General features: G+C 36.0%; 15 protein-coding genes. 12 read left to right on the plus strand and 3 right to left on the minus strand.

All coding sequences use genetic code 11. The features are described 5' to 3' along the window. Nucleotides 1-68: 68 nt before the first annotated feature. The 6 genes from OLM58_RS03450 to OLM58_RS03475 all read left to right on the plus strand — a co-directional run bounded on the left by OLM58_RS03450 (nucleotide 69) and on the right by OLM58_RS03475 (nucleotide 5,698). Nucleotides 69-902, plus strand: coding sequence for an AraC family transcriptional regulator (locus OLM58_RS03450; protein ID WP_264531211.1), 834 nt, complete (start codon nucleotides 69-71; stop codon nucleotides 900-902). A 68-nt stretch (nucleotides 903-970) separates the two neighbouring features. Then, nucleotides 971-1,357: a hypothetical protein gene (locus tag OLM58_RS03455; protein WP_264531212.1), complete on the plus strand. Its 387-nt coding sequence runs from the start codon at nucleotides 971-973 to the stop codon at nucleotides 1,355-1,357. Nucleotides 1,358-1,521: 164 nt separating this feature from the next. After that, complete coding sequence (locus OLM58_RS03460) at nucleotides 1,522-2,052, plus strand: DUF3347 domain-containing protein (protein WP_264531213.1); 531 nt, start codon at nucleotides 1,522-1,524, stop codon at nucleotides 2,050-2,052. A gap of 44 nt (nucleotides 2,053-2,096) precedes the next feature. Further along, nucleotides 2,097-2,606, plus strand: a complete 510-nt coding sequence (locus OLM58_RS03465) for a helix-turn-helix domain-containing protein (RefSeq protein ID WP_264531214.1) — start codon at nucleotides 2,097-2,099, stop codon at nucleotides 2,604-2,606. 462 nt (nucleotides 2,607-3,068) lie between these two features. Next, entirely contained in the window at nucleotides 3,069-5,306 is a 2,238-nt protein-coding gene (locus OLM58_RS03470; protein WP_264531215.1) for a multicopper oxidase family protein, read from the plus strand. Nucleotides 5,307-5,503: 197 nt separating this feature from the next. Further along, nucleotides 5,504-5,698, plus strand: a complete 195-nt coding sequence (locus OLM58_RS03475; RefSeq protein WP_070907754.1) for a hypothetical protein — start codon at nucleotides 5,504-5,506, stop codon at nucleotides 5,696-5,698. 327 nt (nucleotides 5,699-6,025) lie between these two features. On the opposite strand, the gene OLM58_RS03480 is transcribed toward OLM58_RS03475, so the two are convergent. Further along, nucleotides 6,026-6,478 (minus strand): DUF4442 domain-containing protein, encoded by a 453-nt coding sequence (locus tag OLM58_RS03480; RefSeq protein WP_264531216.1) that lies wholly within the window; start codon nucleotides 6,476-6,478, stop codon nucleotides 6,026-6,028. A 231-nt stretch (nucleotides 6,479-6,709) separates the two neighbouring features. Between OLM58_RS03480 and OLM58_RS03485 the strand changes: the two genes are divergently transcribed. The 5 genes from OLM58_RS03485 to OLM58_RS03505 all read left to right on the plus strand — a co-directional run bounded on the left by OLM58_RS03485 (nucleotide 6,710) and on the right by OLM58_RS03505 (nucleotide 11,132). Continuing rightward, the gene (locus tag OLM58_RS03485; RefSeq protein WP_264531217.1) at nucleotides 6,710-7,189 is read left to right on the plus strand and encodes a DUF4870 domain-containing protein; all 480 of its coding nucleotides are present in this window, start codon (nucleotides 6,710-6,712) and stop codon (nucleotides 7,187-7,189) included. A 181-nt stretch (nucleotides 7,190-7,370) separates the two neighbouring features. Beyond that, a complete protein-coding gene (locus OLM58_RS03490) occupies nucleotides 7,371-7,703 on the plus strand; it encodes a PadR family transcriptional regulator (RefSeq protein WP_017498072.1) in 333 nt (110 codons plus the stop codon). A gap of 3 nt (nucleotides 7,704-7,706) precedes the next feature. After that, nucleotides 7,707-9,440, plus strand: coding sequence for a PspC domain-containing protein (locus OLM58_RS03495; RefSeq protein WP_264531218.1), 1,734 nt, complete (start codon nucleotides 7,707-7,709; stop codon nucleotides 9,438-9,440). 3 nt (nucleotides 9,441-9,443) lie between these two features. Then, complete coding sequence (locus tag OLM58_RS03500; RefSeq protein ID WP_264531219.1) at nucleotides 9,444-10,178, plus strand: head GIN domain-containing protein; 735 nt, start codon at nucleotides 9,444-9,446, stop codon at nucleotides 10,176-10,178. Nucleotides 10,179-10,262: 84 nt separating this feature from the next. Further along, entirely contained in the window at nucleotides 10,263-11,132 is an 870-nt protein-coding gene (locus OLM58_RS03505; protein ID WP_264531220.1) for a DUF2807 domain-containing protein, read from the plus strand. A 1,178-nt stretch (nucleotides 11,133-12,310) separates the two neighbouring features. Here OLM58_RS03505 and trxB read toward each other — a convergent pair. Further along, a complete protein-coding gene (gene trxB / locus OLM58_RS03510) occupies nucleotides 12,311-13,258 on the minus strand; it encodes a thioredoxin-disulfide reductase (protein ID WP_017494826.1) in 948 nt (315 codons plus the stop codon). Nucleotides 13,259-13,584: 326 nt separating this feature from the next. Here trxB and OLM58_RS03515 point away from each other — a divergent pair, with 326 nt between their 5' ends. Further along, nucleotides 13,585-15,474: an alpha/beta hydrolase-fold protein gene (locus OLM58_RS03515; protein ID WP_264531221.1), complete on the plus strand. Its 1,890-nt coding sequence runs from the start codon at nucleotides 13,585-13,587 to the stop codon at nucleotides 15,472-15,474. 67 nt (nucleotides 15,475-15,541) lie between these two features. On the opposite strand, the gene OLM58_RS03520 is transcribed toward OLM58_RS03515, so the two are convergent. Beyond that, a complete protein-coding gene (locus OLM58_RS03520; RefSeq protein ID WP_264531222.1) occupies nucleotides 15,542-16,483 on the minus strand; it encodes a pentapeptide repeat-containing protein in 942 nt (313 codons plus the stop codon). Nucleotides 16,484-16,655 lie beyond the last annotated feature (172 nt).

The following is a 16,655-nucleotide window of genomic DNA, read 5'->3' on the forward strand; positions in this document are numbered from 1 at the left end:
TGCAAATTTAACACCGTTAAGCAGAAAATAAATTGTACATTTACGACATAAACTTGTAAATTTAAGTTATGCCTAAATTCAATCAGTTTGAAAAGCTTGTCATTCATGAGTTCGAAGATGACATATTTCCACATGTTCCGCACACTCATACGTATTATGAGATTATTTATATCAAAAAAGGCAACGGAATTCATCATCTTAACCACAACTTGTTGCCTTATAAATCTGGTGATCTCTTTGTGATTTCTCCGGAAGATGAGCATTATTTCGATATTAAAAAAAGAACGCGTTTTGTTTACATCAAGTTTACTGACAACTATTTTGATTCAAACAGGAATCTTTTTTGCGATGATTTACTGCTGAACACTCCGGAGGATTTTATGCGGAACAAGTTGCTGAAGGAAACCATTTTAAAACTAGACGATCCTTGTAAAACCATTTTAAAAAATACGATCGAAAACATTACCGCCTACAATTGTAAGACGGATGTCTCGAGCTCGCCAATTGTTTTTTATCAGATTCTTTCCATTTTTGGGTTGATTAAAGAAACCATCCGCTGCATGAATCTGCAACTGAAATCGACTCCTATTGACAACGAACAAATCGCAACCTATATTCATCAAAACATTTACAACCCCAAATTGGTTCAGATTAAAGTTATTGCTGATCATTTTAATATTGCCCAAACTTATTTCAGTGCTTACTTTAAAAGAACTTTTGCCATAAGCTATCGCGAGTACATTCACAATCTGCGAACCACTTTAATCGAAAAACGAATTCACAACAATCAGCTGCCCATTAAACAAATTGCTCATGAATTTGGTTTTACCGATGAAAGCCACCTTTCCAATTACTTTAAAAAAAGGAAAAACATGAAACCTACCGATTATAAAAAACTGTGAGTATTGAATTTCAAAAAACTCAAGAGTAAAAAAAAAATACCTAAATTTGTAATTCTAAAACATTTTCGTTGACAGGAAAAATTTACATAGTGTTCCTAATCATGACCTTTGGCTTCTTACTGATGCCAAGTGAAGGTTATGCCTGCGGAAAAACGAATGCAAAAAGTTCCTGCGAAAAGAAAGCGGTTTCAAAACATAAGACGGCTGATACTTCTCAAAAAAACTGTTGCCAAAAAGACAACGACTCAAAAAATGATGAACACGGCTGCAATCGAAAATGTGATCATTCAGGCTGTACTCCATCGGGACTTCAATTCAGCTTAATGGCAAAGAATGAATTTGACTTTGAAAAAAATCTATTCAATTTCTCTCTGGAGAAAACAATACCTTACTACAAAAACATCAGTATTTCTGATGGTTTTACTTCTATTTGGTCACCCCCAAAAATAAAATAATTGTATTTCTGACAGCCAAAGTTGCGCTTTGTAACGAAACTTTTATTTTTCATAAAAAAAGTAATACACTGTGCATCAGGTTATTTATAAAGCCGTAATTGGCAATAACAATCTTAAATTATTTAACTTAGAGGGAATTTAACGCTCTAATAAAATCAGATACAATGAAAAAATCAATTTTAACCATAGTAATAGTAATCTTAGTAGCTTTTTCTGCTAATATTATTCTGGCCACTTCCATAAAAAGAGAAACTACTGCCATAGAAGTTGCCGATTCAAGTCAGTTACAAACTGTTTATGATGCTCATTTTACAGTAAAAGATGCCTTAATTAAAAGCGATGCCAAACTCACTTCGGCAAAAGCAAAAGATTTACTGGATGCCATCACAGCTATAAAAATGAACCAATTAAAGGGTGACGAACACAACGCCTGGATGAAAGTCATAAAAAAAATAACCGCTGACGCTAAAAGTATTTCGACTACAACAGATCTTAAAAAACAGCGCGAAACTTTCAAATCGCTCTCCAAAAACACTTACGAACTTATTAAAGTGTCAAAATCAGATCAGGCCGTATACAAACAACACTGCCCAATGGTCGATGCCGACTGGCTGAGCAAAGAAAAGACTATTAAAAATCCTTATTACGGTTCGTCAATGTTAACTTGCGGAAGTGTGGTAGAAACGATCAAGTAAATATGACACTCTGCATCAAAAACATGGTGTGCAGACGATGTATAATGGTTGTGGAGTCTGAGTTTAAAAAACTCGGACTCCATCCAATTTCTGTGGTATTAGGCGAAGTCAAACTAGAGGTCCCTATTTCCAAAAGTCAAAAGGAAGTACTGCTCAAAAGTTTACAGACACTGGGCTTTGATTTTATTGATGACAAAAAAAGCAAGACGGTGGAGAGGATAAAAAAAGGCATCGCTGACCTGGTTCATTCTAAAAACAACGACCACAAAGTCAACTTGTCTGATCACTTAATTAAAAACCTCAGCCAGGATTACAGCACGCTAAGCAATTTATTCTCAGAAATTGAAAACACAACTATTGAAAAATACTTTATCAGCCAAAAAATAGAAAAAGTAAAGGAGCTTCTCCTTTATAATGAACTGTCGTTAAGTCAGATTGCAGATGCTCTAAACTATAGTAATGTAGCACATTTGAGCAATCAATTTAAGAAAATCACAGGCTTTACTCCTACCGGTTTTAAACAATTGAAAGATAAAAACCGCATTGAGATTTAGAATTTGTAATCCATTTTCATTTATTCTAACCCGTAACTAAAAGAATTTGAAAGAATTTGTTTCTCGCAGATTCTGCAGATTGAGCAGATTTACATTTTAAAAATTTACTCCTAAATAATCTGTAAGATCTGTTCAAAATCTTTTAAAATCTGCGACTTAGTTTCTTTGCGAGATCACGACAAAACTTTTAAGTCTTTGCGATAAAAAACAAACACTCAAAATCTTACAAATCATTCTCAAAATTGTACAACCCCCAAATAAGCTTTACTTCGGAAATTTGCATTGTAATACTTAAAACATTGAAAAAATGACATTTACAGCCCGAGGAAAAAATTACGCCAATGGGAACCTAAACCGGAATAGAGATCGAAAGTACCCAAATAACGCACGTAAAAATCAAGTTCGGATTTAGTAATTGTAGATGTTTTACGATTACGAAATCCAAACCTTTAAAAAATCAATATGAAACTACATACTATTATACTCCTCTTTTTAATCACTTTTAGTGCAAAAGCACAAAAAGTGGTTCGTTACGATCTGCATGTTCGGGACACTATTGTGAATTTTTCCGGAAAAGAAAAAAGAGCTCTTACGGTCAACGGACAAATTCCGATGCCAACTCTGACTTTTACGGAAGGAGATATAGCAGAAATTTACGTCCACAACGACTTAAAAAAAGAAAACACCGCACTACACTGGCACGGATTATTCCTTCCGAATAAGGAAGACGGTGTTCCTTATTTAACCCAAATGCCCATAAAACCGGGAACAACGCACAAATACAGTTTTCCTATTATTCAAAATGGAACGTATTGGTACCACAGCCACTCGGGGTTACAGGAACAAATTGGTTTGTATGGTCTTTTTATCATCAATAAAAAGAAAGACGATCCGACCATTAGAAAAGGAATCGATGATTTACCGACAATTCCGGTTATTCTAAGCGAATGGACGGATCTGAAACCGGAAAATGTACAGCGAATGCTGCACAATGCTGACGATTGGTTCGCCATAAAAAAAGGAACGACACAAAGTTATGCTGAAGCCATTAAACAAGGGCACTTTGCAACAAAGGTAACCAACGAATGGAAACGTATGAATGCCATGGACGTTAGTGATATTTATTACGAAAAGTTTCTGATCAACGGTAAAAACGAACAACAGCTTTCACAATTTAAAGCAGGCGATAAAGTAAGACTGAGAATTGCAAACGGAGGGGCTTCTAGTTATTTCTGGCTGACCTACGGCGGTGGAAAAATAACTGTTGTAGCGAGTGATGGAAATGATGTTGAGCCCGTAGAAGTTGACCGTTTGATTATCTCGGTTTCGGAAACTTATGATGTGGTGGTTACTATTCCTGAAGATAAAAAATCCTTTGCATTCCTGGCTACAGCCGAAGACAGAACCGGAGCTGCTTCATTATTTTTAGGAGCAGGAACGAAACAGTCTGTCAACCATCTTCCGAAATTAAAATATTTCGAAGGAATGAAAATGATGAATGATATGATGAAGATGAACGGTGACATGAACGATATGGGCATGCAAATGTCGCTGAACAAAATGGATATGAATGCCGTTATGTATCCTGAGATTACCGGAGGTGGCGAGCCTATGAAAATAGAAGATCATTCCAATCACAACATGGAAGGTATGAACATGGCTACAGACACAACTGAAGTTGCCGGAATTACTACTCTGAATTACGGAATGCTAAAATCGCCAACGGTAACAACACTGCCTAAAGATGCACCGGTAAAAGAACTGCGCTTTGAGTTGTCCGGAAATATGAACCGTTATGTTTGGAGTTTAGACAATAAAGTTATTTCTGAAACCGATAAAATCCTGATCAAAAAAGGCGAAAACGTCCGAATCGTATTGTACAACGGATCAATGATGCGTCACCCCATGCATTTACACGGACATGATTTTAGAATTTTGAACGAACATGGCGATTACTCTCCGCTAAAAAATGTGATTGATATTATGCCGATGGAAACCGATACCATCGAGTTTCAGGCCAATGCCGAAGGAGACTGGTTTTTTCATTGTCATATCCTGTACCACATGATGGCCGGAATGGGACGTATTTTTACTTATGAGAATCAGGCTCCTAATCCGCTAATTCACGATAAAAAAATGGCTGATAAAATGCTAAAGATGGACGATCGTATGTTTCATTTTAGAGCCGAAAATGACTTTGCCTCTAACGGAAATGACGGAGAAGCGCTTTTAAGCAGTACGCGTTGGAGTATTGGTACCGAATGGAGATTAGGTTATAACAACAAAAACGGTTTCGAGACAGAGACCCATATTGGCCGCTACATAGGCAAAATGCAATGGTTTATGCCTTTCATCGGTTTTGACTGGCGTTACAGAAAAATGGGAATTGACGAACAAGAACAAAATATGTTCGGACAAAAGAATACCAAAGACCATCGTTCGGTTTTAAGCGCTGGTATTGAGTACACCTTACCTATGCTGGTAAAGGCACAAGTTGAGGTTTTTACTGATGGAAATGTCCGAATTCAGTTTGAACGAAAAGACATTCCCCTTGCCAGACGTCTGCGTATGAATTTGATGTGGAATACAGATAAGGAGTATATGGCCGGTTTGAAATACATCGTTGGAAGAAACTTTGGAATCACAACGCATTATGACAGTGATATGGGAGTTGGTTTTGGAGTAAATCTGAATTATTAAACAGATCAGCGTATGTAGTTTAACCCAAATTTATAGTATAAAAACGCTATAATAACCTTCTCTTTATGCCCTGTTTTAAAATGAATTATTACAAAAACATTAACTAAACCGTAAGAGTTAACTTTAGAAAGTCTTTCTATATTTGAATTTCTATCTTCAATTAAAAACAAAATCGTAAAACCTTAAATTAAACAAAAATGAAAAACTTATTTGCCGTTTTAGCTGTTGCTTTATTTACAATTGGTGTTCAGGCTCAGGACACTAAACCAGCTCCAAAAAAAGAAAAAGCTAAAAAAGAATCCTGCTGTAAAAAAATGGATAATGCGAAAACAGACACTGCAAAGACAGATACTGCGAAAACAGATAAGAAATCTTGTTGCGCTAAAAAATAAACGAAACTTAATTTCAACAAAAAAGAGGCTGTCATTAGCCTCTTTTTTTGTTCCTGTCATTTCGACTAAGATTTTTTTCAAAACAAATAAAAATATGCCCCAACCAAAGGGAACGCGTAAAGCAATTGTCACAAACTACATTCGACATTCATCATTTGACTTTAAATTGCATACTAATTCATGACCAAATGCCTGTCTCTATTCCCTTGACCAAGCTCTAAATTTCATCAAAGGCCGTCATTGCACATCCCAGATATCTGAACATTTGCAAAAAATAATTTATGAAATCACTTCGTGCGTTCCCTTTGGCGGAATTTGGCGAAAAAACTATTTAACACGAACGCTCCACTCAAAATCCATTTCTGAAACCTGAGTACCACTTTCGTCTGTTCCAATTGATTTCATCCAGAAGGTTTGTCCTTCACCGGTTTTGATTGTCTCTTTTATTGCATCGGCGATTAAGTGTCCGTCATTACAAACAAATGTTATCCTTCCTGTCGCCTTTTTGGTAAAGTTCCCTTTATTATTTGCGACTAACATCGAAATCTTTTTCCCGCTTTGTTGAATCTGAGAGATTACCAATGCTCCTGTAGTTAACTCCGCCGCCATTGCCTGAACAGCAAAATACATTGAATTGAACGGATTTTGATTGATCCATCGGTGCTTAACGCTTACGACACATCTGTCTTTGTCGATTGCCTTTACACGCACACCACAAATGTAAGCCGACGGCAGTTTGAATAATACAAATTTATTGAGTTTGGAAACGGATATTGCCATGATATTTATTTTTTTATGTAAAAATACAAAAAAACTATGCATGCACAATAAATTATAGATACTTTCAAGGACTACCAATAAACTCAAGCACTCCGAATGATTTTCAGCGTTTTATACGCATTCAAATAATTTTAAACTTGTTAAAATTTTGTTAATGTTTGGTACTATGCAAAACAAGATACTGTCTTTTAAATATATATTTGCATAAGAAATTACTATATACTTTTAATCATGGAAACAACAACACCACTCATCATGGAAACTTCATCAGAAAAGAACACTGCAACGTTCACACACTTAAGCACATTAAGTCAGTACATCATTCCATTTGGGAATTACATTTTCCCAATATTAATCTGGACGAGTTACAAAGACAAATCAGAATTTGTAAACCACCACGGAAAACAGACTTTAAATTTTCAACTAAGTCTTTTGCTTTACACTCTGGTTTTGGCTTTAATTGCAATCCCGATCTTCATCACCGTTTTTTTACAAAATATTCCTATGGAAGCAGTATTTAACGACGAAGATTTCATCATCAGAAATTTTGACTTTAATGGAAACATTGCATTATTAAGTATTGGAGCAACGGCAGTTTTACTTTTCGGAGTATTAAAATTTGTTGAATTCTTTTTAGTGATTTACGCTTCAATAAAAGCATCAAACGGAGAATTATACAAGTATCCGATTACGATTCCTTTTATAAAGTAGGCCTCGACTTCGCTCAGCCTAACATAAAAGTTAAAAGTTATAGGTTAAAAAGGGGCTAGTCCCTTAAAAAAATCAATCATCAATCACCCGAGCCGGAAGGGCAAACCGGCATCTCAATCATCAATCAATCATCATCAATCAAAAAACGAATTGTTCAATCAAAAAAAAACAAAATGAAATTATGAACATTGAAAACACAAAAGCACAGATGCGCAAAGGTGTTCTTGAGTTTTGCATCTTATCTGTATTAAAAGAAAAAGATGCTTATACATCAGAAATATTAGACACTTTAAAAAACGCAAAATTACTAGTTGTTGAGGGAACAGTTTATCCACTTTTGACTAGGCTGAAAAACGACGGTTTGCTTAATTATCGATGGGAAGAATCTACCTCAGGACCACCAAGGAAATATTATGGATTAACCGAAATAGGACAGACATTTTTAAACGAACTTAGCGGTACCTGGACAGAATTGTCTGACGCCGTAAAACTAATCACCAATCAAAATCAATAAGTCATGAACAAAACAGTAAATATTAACTTAGGCGGTATGGTTTTTCACATCGATGAAGATGCATATCTAAAACTGACACGCTATTTTGACGCCATAAAACGATCTCTTACCAACTCGTCCGGACAGGATGAAATCATCAAAGATATCGAAATGCGTATCTCAGAATTATTAATTGAGAAACAAAAAAGCGATAAACATGTTGTGGGACTGAAAGATGTTGATGAGGTGATTACCGTTATGGGGCAGCCTGAAGACTATATTCTGGAAGATGAAGAAAAAACAAATCAGTCTTTTAATGATTACGGAACAAGAAAACACAAAAAATTATACCGTGACAAAGAAAAAGGAATGATTGGTGGTGTAGCTACCGGTTTAGGGCATTATTTTGGAATTGACGCTGTTTGGATCAAAATTATCTTCTTAATATTTGTTTTCGCAGGTTTCGGAACCGGAATCTTAGCTTACTTCGTTCTTTGGATCGTTACTCCTGAAGCGATTACCACTTCGGAGAAACTGGAAATGACAGGTGAACCGGTAACGATTTCGAACATTGAGAAAAAAGTTCGTGAAGAAATTGAAAACTTATCTGATAAATTTAAAAATGCAGATTATGACGCAATGGGAAACCAGGTAAAGTCGGGAGCTGAGAGAATAAGTAGTTCATTTGGAGACTTTATCATGACGGTTTTTAAAATATTCGCTAAATTCTTAGGAGTCATTTTAATCATATCCGGAATCAGTACTTTGATTATGCTGTTAATAGGAGTTTTTACTTTAGGAACTAATGTTTTTGTTGATTTTCCATGGCAAAACTTTGTAGATGCCGGAAACTTTACAGATTATCCGCTTTGGTCATTTGGTTTATTAATGTTCTTTGCTGTTGGAATTCCATTTTTCTTTTTGACACTTTTAGGTTTCAAACTGTTATCTCCAAACCTGAAGTCTATTGGAAATATTACCAAGTATACCTTGTTAGCCATTTGGATTATTGCGGTTGCTATCGCGATCAGCATCGGAATCAAACAAGCGACAGAACTTTCATACGACAACAAAATGGTCGAGAAAAAATCAATCAACATTACTCCAAAAGATACTCTTTTCGTAAAATTCAGATACAATGATTATTATGCCAAAGATCTGGATCACCATAGCGATTTTGAATTTGTACAAGACTCTGCCAACAATCAGTTAATCTATTCTAATGATGTTCGCTTACATGTTTTGCATACAGATGAAGCAGCTCCTTACATTCAAATTGAAAAAACAGCCAGAGGAAACTCGTTTATCAATGCGAAACAAAGAGCAGAAAAAATCAACTACAAGTTTCAACTTAATGGAAACCATTTGATTTTAGACAATTATTTCCTGACAGATGTAAAAAACAAATTTAGAGGACAGGAAGTTGATGTATATTTGTATTTACCTGAAGGACAGTTATTCAAGCCGGATTCATCAATACAAGACTATGACGATTCTGACAACGATTTTTTCAACCTGCATTTTAGTGGTAACTACAATTATAAAGTAGCAGGATCAAGAGTTAAATGTTTGAACTGCCCGGCGGAAGAAAACGAATATGGAGATGAGTATGATGACACGACTGAAGAAAGTGTTATGGAGAACGATACCGTAGACGAAGTTTCTATTAAAGTTAATGGAAAAGAAATTTTAAACGGCAAGAAAACCAACGGAAGATTAACCACTGATAAAAACGGAGTTATAATCAAAATTAACTAAGCCATGATAAAAATAATCATTCACATTACAAAATTCATTATTGCAACTGTTACTGCACTACTGTTCGCCTCTTGTAACTTTAATGTAAATACGATTAAAGGAAGTGGTAATGTCACTACTGAAAAGAGAACCGTACAAGGCAATTTTACAAAAGTAGCTGTGAGCAATGCAATTGATCTGGTGATCATCCAATCTGATTCTACCGAGATAGTTGTGGAAGCAGATGACAACATTCAAAAGGAAATCACAACAAAGGTCGAGAATGGAACGCTATACATCAAATGCAAATACAATAGTTTTCAAGATCTTGCCTCTAAAAAAGTAACTGTAAAAATGCCGGTTATTGATAAACTAGAAGCTTCAACTGCAGCAACTATTATGGGGAAAGATTTAATTCAGGGTCAGGATATTGATCTCGAAGCTTCAAGCGCTGCCACTATTTTTGTGAATATAGAATCGGATAACATTACTTGTGATTCAGACAGTGGAAGTTCTATTGGTATGGAAGGAAAAGCGTTAAAAATTCAGGCAGCAGCTTCAAGTGGCGGCAGTGTTAATGCTCATAAACTATTAGCCAATGAAATTCATGCTGAAGCTTCAAGCGGAGGGAGCGTAAACGTTCATCCAATTGTGAGTCTGAAAGCATCAGCCAGCAGTGGTGGAAGCATCAATTATAACGTTACTCCCAAAACAATTGAAAAAACTTCAAGTTCAGGGGGAACCATTAGCCAGGGATAAACCTTTATCTGTTAAAATATAGAAAAATCATTCATCAAAAGTGGATGATTTTTTTATATTTGTCCAAATCAAATCTTAGAATTAATGAAAAAGAATACAGCCCTTCTTCTATTATTATTGGTTACGACCTTAACTTTTGCCCAGCGAAGAGAAAAAATAAAAGGATCTAAAATTGTAACCACTTCGGTAAAAGAAGTTGGTGAATTTGATGGCGTTGAAGCGGATGACAATCTGGAAGTTTACCTGGAACGAGGAGAAAAAAACGAAATTAGAATTGAAGCCGATGACAACCTGCATGACATCATTGGAACGGATTTAAGAGAAAAAGTACTTCGTCTCTATACTGCCAAAGAAAGTACGATCTTCAAAAAATTGGTTGTTCATGTTATCTATACCGGTTCATTAAAAACCGTAATTGCCAAAAATGAGGCTGTAGTCTATGCTATTCAGGAGCTTAAATTAGACGATATCACTTTTCATAGCTTCGATTATTCTAAATTACTGCTCAACGTAAATTCAAAAAAATTCAGTTTGTTTGCAGATGACAGATCCAAAACCGAACTAAACTTAAAATCAGAAGATGCTTCCTTACAGCTAAGTAAAAACGCTTCGATTAAAACATTAGTTTCTGCCGTAAAATTCAAATGTGATTTGTACCAAAAAACAACTGCCGCTATTGAAGGTATTGCCGAAAAAGCAACAATCCGTTTAGACAATAACTCTGTTTTTACAGGAATAAAATTCACTTTAAAAGAGGCTAACGTTACCACTGAAGGCTCTTCTGTCGCTACTATTTTAGCGGAGAACAATTTAGCAATCGCAGCCGGAGATAAGTCAGAGATCTCACTGTTTGGAAGTCCAAAAATCGAACTTACCCGTTTTAGCGAAGAAGCAAAACTCATCAAGAAACCAAGTCCTGAAAAAGCTAAAACAACTACGCCGTTGCAGGGATAGAGTTTGTATGGTTTGAAAAAGTTTCAGGTTTCAGGTTTCAGGTTTCAAGTTTCAAGTTTCAAGTTTCAGGTTTCAGGTTGGAATGAGGGGAATTGATAAAGCGATAATGAACACCTAACCTAATCTCGCAGAAACGCAAAGACGCAAAGTTTTTATTTTTTAAAATATATCGGGCTGATGAACTGATAAACAAAACAAAAAGTCCATTCGCAAAAACGAATGGACTTTTTCTATTTTAAGAGTTCCAACAACTTGAAACTCCTCTTACGCCGTTGCAGGGGTAGAGTTTGTATGGTTTGAAAAAGTTTCAGGTTTCAGGTTTCAAGTTTCAAGTTTCAGGTTGGAATGAGGGGAACTGATAAAGCGATAATGAACACCTAACCTAATCTCGCAAAGACGCAAAGTTTTTACTTTTTAAAATATATCGGGCTGATGAACTGATAAACAAAACAAAAAGTCCATTCGCAAAAACGAATGGACTTTTTCTATTTTAAGAGTTCCAACAACTTGAAACTTGAAACTTTCAGACTTGAAACTCCTCTTACGCCGTTGCAGGGATAGAGTTTGTATGGTTTGAAAAAGTTTCAGGTTTCAGGTTTCAGGTTTCAAGTTTCAAGTTTCAGCTTTCAAGTTTCAGGTTGGAATGAGGAAAATTGATAAAGCGATAATGAACACCTAACCTAATCTCGCAAAGACGCAAAGTTTTTACTTTTTAAAATATATCGGGCTGATGAACTGATAAACAAAACAAAAAGTCCATTCGCAAAAACGAATGGACTTTTTCTATTTTAAGAGTTCCAACAACTTGAAACTTGAAACTTTCAGACTTGAAACTCCTCATACGCCGTTGCAGGGATAGAGTTTGTATGGTTTGAAAAAGTTTCAGGTTTCAAGTTTCAGGTTGGAATGAGGGGAACTGATAAAGCGATAATGAACACCTAACCTAATCTCGCAAAGACGCAAAGTTTTTACTTTTTAAAATATATCGGGCTGATGAACTGATAAACAAAACAAAAAGTCCATTCGCAAAAACGAATGGACTTTTTCTATTTTAAGAGTTCCAACAACTTGAAACTTGAAACTTTCAGACTTGAAACTCTCCTTTGTTCCTTTGCACCTTTGCGCCTTTGCATTTGCAACTTAGAACCTCAGAGCCTTAGCTCCTTAGAACCTTCTCCCTACTCTTTCGCAGCAAGATATCTCTCCGCATCCAGAGCAGCCATACATCCTGTACCTGCAGCAGTAATGGCCTGACGGTATACGTGATCGGCAGCATCTCCGGCTACGAAAACACCTTCTACATTTGTTTTAGAAGTTCCCGGAACATTTACAATATAACCGGTTTCATCAAGTGTGATATAATCTGCAAAAATATCTGTATTTGGTTTGTGACCAATGGCTACGAAAAATCCGGTTGCCGGAATGTCGAAAATTTCACCAGTCGTTTTGTTTTTTGCTTTGATAGCGTGCACCACATTATCATCACCTAAAACTTCAACGGTATCGTGGTTCATTAAAATTTCGATATTTTCAGTTTTACGAACACGCTCTTCCATAATTTTTGAAGCCCTGAATTTCTCACTTCTAACCAACATCGTTACTTTTTTACAAAGTTTAGAAAGGTAATGTGCTTCTTCACAAGCTGAATCTCCAGCCCCTACAATAACCACTTCCTGATTACGGTAGAAGAATCCATCACAAACAGCACAAGCAGAAACTCCTCCACCCATTTGTAAATAATGCTGCTCTGAAGGCAATCCTAAATATTTTGCCGAAGCTCCTGTAGAAATAATAACAGTTTCACAGTGTAATTCGATCGTATCGTTAATCCAAACTTTATGAATATCTCCCGAAAAATCAACTTTGGTAGCCCATCCATCACGAATATCAGCACCAAAACGTTTTGCTTGTTCTTGTAATTGAATCATCATTTCCGGCCCGGTAACTCCGTCCACATAACCCGGGAAATTTTCTACTTCATTAGTTGTAGTCAATTGACCCCCTGGCTGCATTCCCTGATATAAAACCGGATTCATATTTGCTCTGGCAGCATAAATAGCAGCAGTGTAACCCGCCGGACCTGAACCAATAATAAGACATTTAATTTTTTCGATTGTATCTGACATAATATGATTGTATTATTAATTAATGGTCACAAAAATAAGTTTTTATTGTTGGAAAACGGAACAGATTAAATCAGTTTTAACTATTTCTCAATAGAGGTTTTAACCTCTGAAGGTAAATTAAAAACAGAAACGGAATACTCCTGCTTTAAAAAGCCAGCTTCTAATTACAAAAGGCTTTATCCTTTTGACTATATTTGACCATTAATAGTGCTCATTTTCAAAAACTTAACCAATCCATTTCAACACCATAACAAACATCAAACCAATCTATTCTATCTTAAATCCTCATAAAATGTACCGTTAATACGAAATTATACTTTCAGGATATGGAAACAAAAGAAAAACTAATATGTCTGGTGCTGTTTATTTTTCAACTGATGCAGGCACAATCTTCGAAATCAGAAGAGATACGTTTTCTGGATTTCACTCCTGTTATTGACGGAAAGCTGGACGACAAACTAATAAATCTTAAGAAAAAGGAATTCAAACATTTCTTTCCCTTCGATAATCCTGCAGTCACGCCCACTAAAATAAATTATCTGTTGGGATATACCGCAACACATCTTTATTTATATATTGAAGCTAAAACAGATAGTATTACTTATCGCGATAGAGGATTTATCAATGGTGACGGCTTTAAATTACTTCTGGCAAAACGTCAAAATGATTCACTTACAGACGAATACTATGACATTGCTTTCTCCCCTTCTAAAGACAAAAAATACTGGGCCCGAAAACGAATCTGGGACTACAACCGAAACCAGAACCATGGTAAAAAACTAAGTCGTGAAACCCGATATGAAGAAATCTCTTATAAGGGTAAATGCGGTTTTGAGGTATTATTGGCATGGAAAGACGTATACCCTTATCATCCCTGGTTTTCTAAACAATTAGGATATAATCTGTATTTCGCAAAAGCCATACAAAACAACGCTGCAAATGGCTACTCGGTTGTTAAGGATGAAGGAATCTGGGATGAAGAAATTCCGAAAAGGAATTTCATGCCAATCGCTTTTGAAAAACCTAAAAAAGTAAATCAATCCATTATAACAGCTCAACTGGCCAAAAGAAATATTCAGGCTGATGAACCTCTGCAATTAAACCTAATAACAATAGCAAAAACAGCTCTGAATAAAACCATTGACGTTACTATCCAAAATGATTCTTCTAAAATATTTCCTGATAAAAAAATAAAGGTCAGTTTTAAAAACAAACTGCAGCATAAATTAGTACCCTTTGACTCTCACAATCTAAAACCGGGTAATTATAATTTTCTCATTCGCTCAGCCTCTGATACCATTGCACAATACGATTTTGTCATTTTCCCTAAGTTTAGCTTCGACAGCATTCGTTCACAAATTACCAGAAATCCATACCATTTACACCAAGGCACTGTAAATACCCTGTTGTTTAAAACAAACGAAGTCCAACAGCATTTCAACAATTTGAAATCTTACGAAAACGGAAAAAATGTATGGAAAGAATATCTCCAATTTGAAACGGAATTGAATTCCTTTTTAAAAGGCAGTGATCCTTACCTAGGAATTTTAAAACCTTATCGAAGAGCCTTCAAATCAAAATACGATACTACTTTTCAGCCCTACACCCTTAAATTACCAGATGACTATAATCCTGCAAAAAAATATCCTCTACTGGTTTTTCTTCATGGCAGCGGACAAGATGAACAGACCGTATTAAACCAGGCCAGAAGCAGCGGTAATTTTATTGAAATTGCCCCATATGCCAGAGATAGGTATAACTGTTATGATTCTGAAAGTTCGCAAAATGACATTATGGAAGCCATTGAAGATGTGCTGCTATATTTTTCAGGTGATAAAAATAAAATTGTTATTGCCGGATTTTCTATGGGAGGTTATGGCGCCTTGCGAACCTACTATCAACATCCTGAATTCTATAAAGGAGTAGCCGTATTTGCAGGCCATCCCGATTTGGCAAACGAGTGGCTGGGTGCAGGACATCCTAATTTTTTGGAGGATAAATTTCTGGTTCCCTTTTTAAAAACTTCAGTCTTTGTTTATCATGGAAAAAAAGATGGTGCTTTACCGGTATCGGTCGCAGAAAAATTAATAGAAAAACTAAAATCAAATGGAATTCCTGTTATCGGAAGAATAATCGAAGACAAAACCCACGAATATCCTGACGCAGAAACCAATAAAATCTACTTTGAATGGCTGACCAAAATCACAGAAAAGTAGTCATTGAGATGTACATAAAATCCGCACAGTTTAATTTTTAAGCTGTGCGGATTTTAAAATTTTTAAACTAAATCGTTGTTACCTTCGACAAGTCGACTCCAACACCTTTGAGTGCTGCATAAGTTAATTTGTCCATCGCCGCTCCGTCAAAACAGATGGTCTGAAGCGTTTTGTAATACCTGTTTGTCAATGCAAATGTCGGACGGAACGAAACATTTCTGAAGACTGCTCCTTTAAACGAAACTTTATTCAACGCCGCATTAGAAAAGTTCACATCCATAAAAATGTGTCCGTCAAGACAGAGCCCCGATAAATCTGAATATTTAAAATCAACCCCATTAAAGATACAATCTATAAAGGTTATTTTTCGAAGATCAGCTCTGGATAGCTTTACGTCAACCAGTTCTGCATCCATAAACTTTACTCCACTTAATTCTGAAGCACTGAATTCGGTACGCACGAGAGTCGCCTTGATGAAACTGGCATTGGAAAGGTCAAGTGCTGAAAAAATACAATCTGTCAGATTCGCTCCGGTAAAATTAGCTTCACGCACATCACTACCCTTAAAAACACTGCCGGTTAGATCGGCATTCGAAAAGTCACTGTCGCGTAAATCACTTCCAACAAATTTTCTATTGACCAGACTAACTCCCGCTAAGTCTGTTTTTGCTAGGGCACTGCCGCTAAAATTTATCAATAATGGCCGCTCCGGTCTGTCAGAAGCATCCGCTTCTTTAGGTTCTTTTTGTTCCTGCACGTTAGTACCATTAATTGCCTTAGAAATTGGCGTTCTTTCAGAAGATTGAAGATTTTCTGAAAAATAATTAAGATCTACGTTTAAAATTTCTGCAAGTCGGTCTAAAGTAGCAATATCCGGAAGGGATTCTCCTCGTTCCCATTTCCCTACTGCCTGCGGACTGATAAATAAAAGTTGAGCAAGTTGCGCCTGAGACATGTTTTGCTCTTTTCGTGCTTTGGCAATCTTGTTGCCGATTTTGTTAGCTTTCATAAATTCTATCTTTTGTGATACCGCAAAATTAGTTTGACCTATTCTCTGAAGCCTTAAAAATACCGCTCCTTATAGTTGCAATCACACTACTTATAGTTGTATTCCGCAACTGAAAGTAGCCGATAACAAATTTAAAGACTATACCCGCCAAACAAACTGTAATCTCAGAAAA

Origin of the sequence: Flavobacterium sp. N502540 (assembly GCF_025947365.1) — a bacterium.
GTDB lineage: Bacteria > Bacteroidota > Bacteroidia > Flavobacteriales > Flavobacteriaceae > Flavobacterium.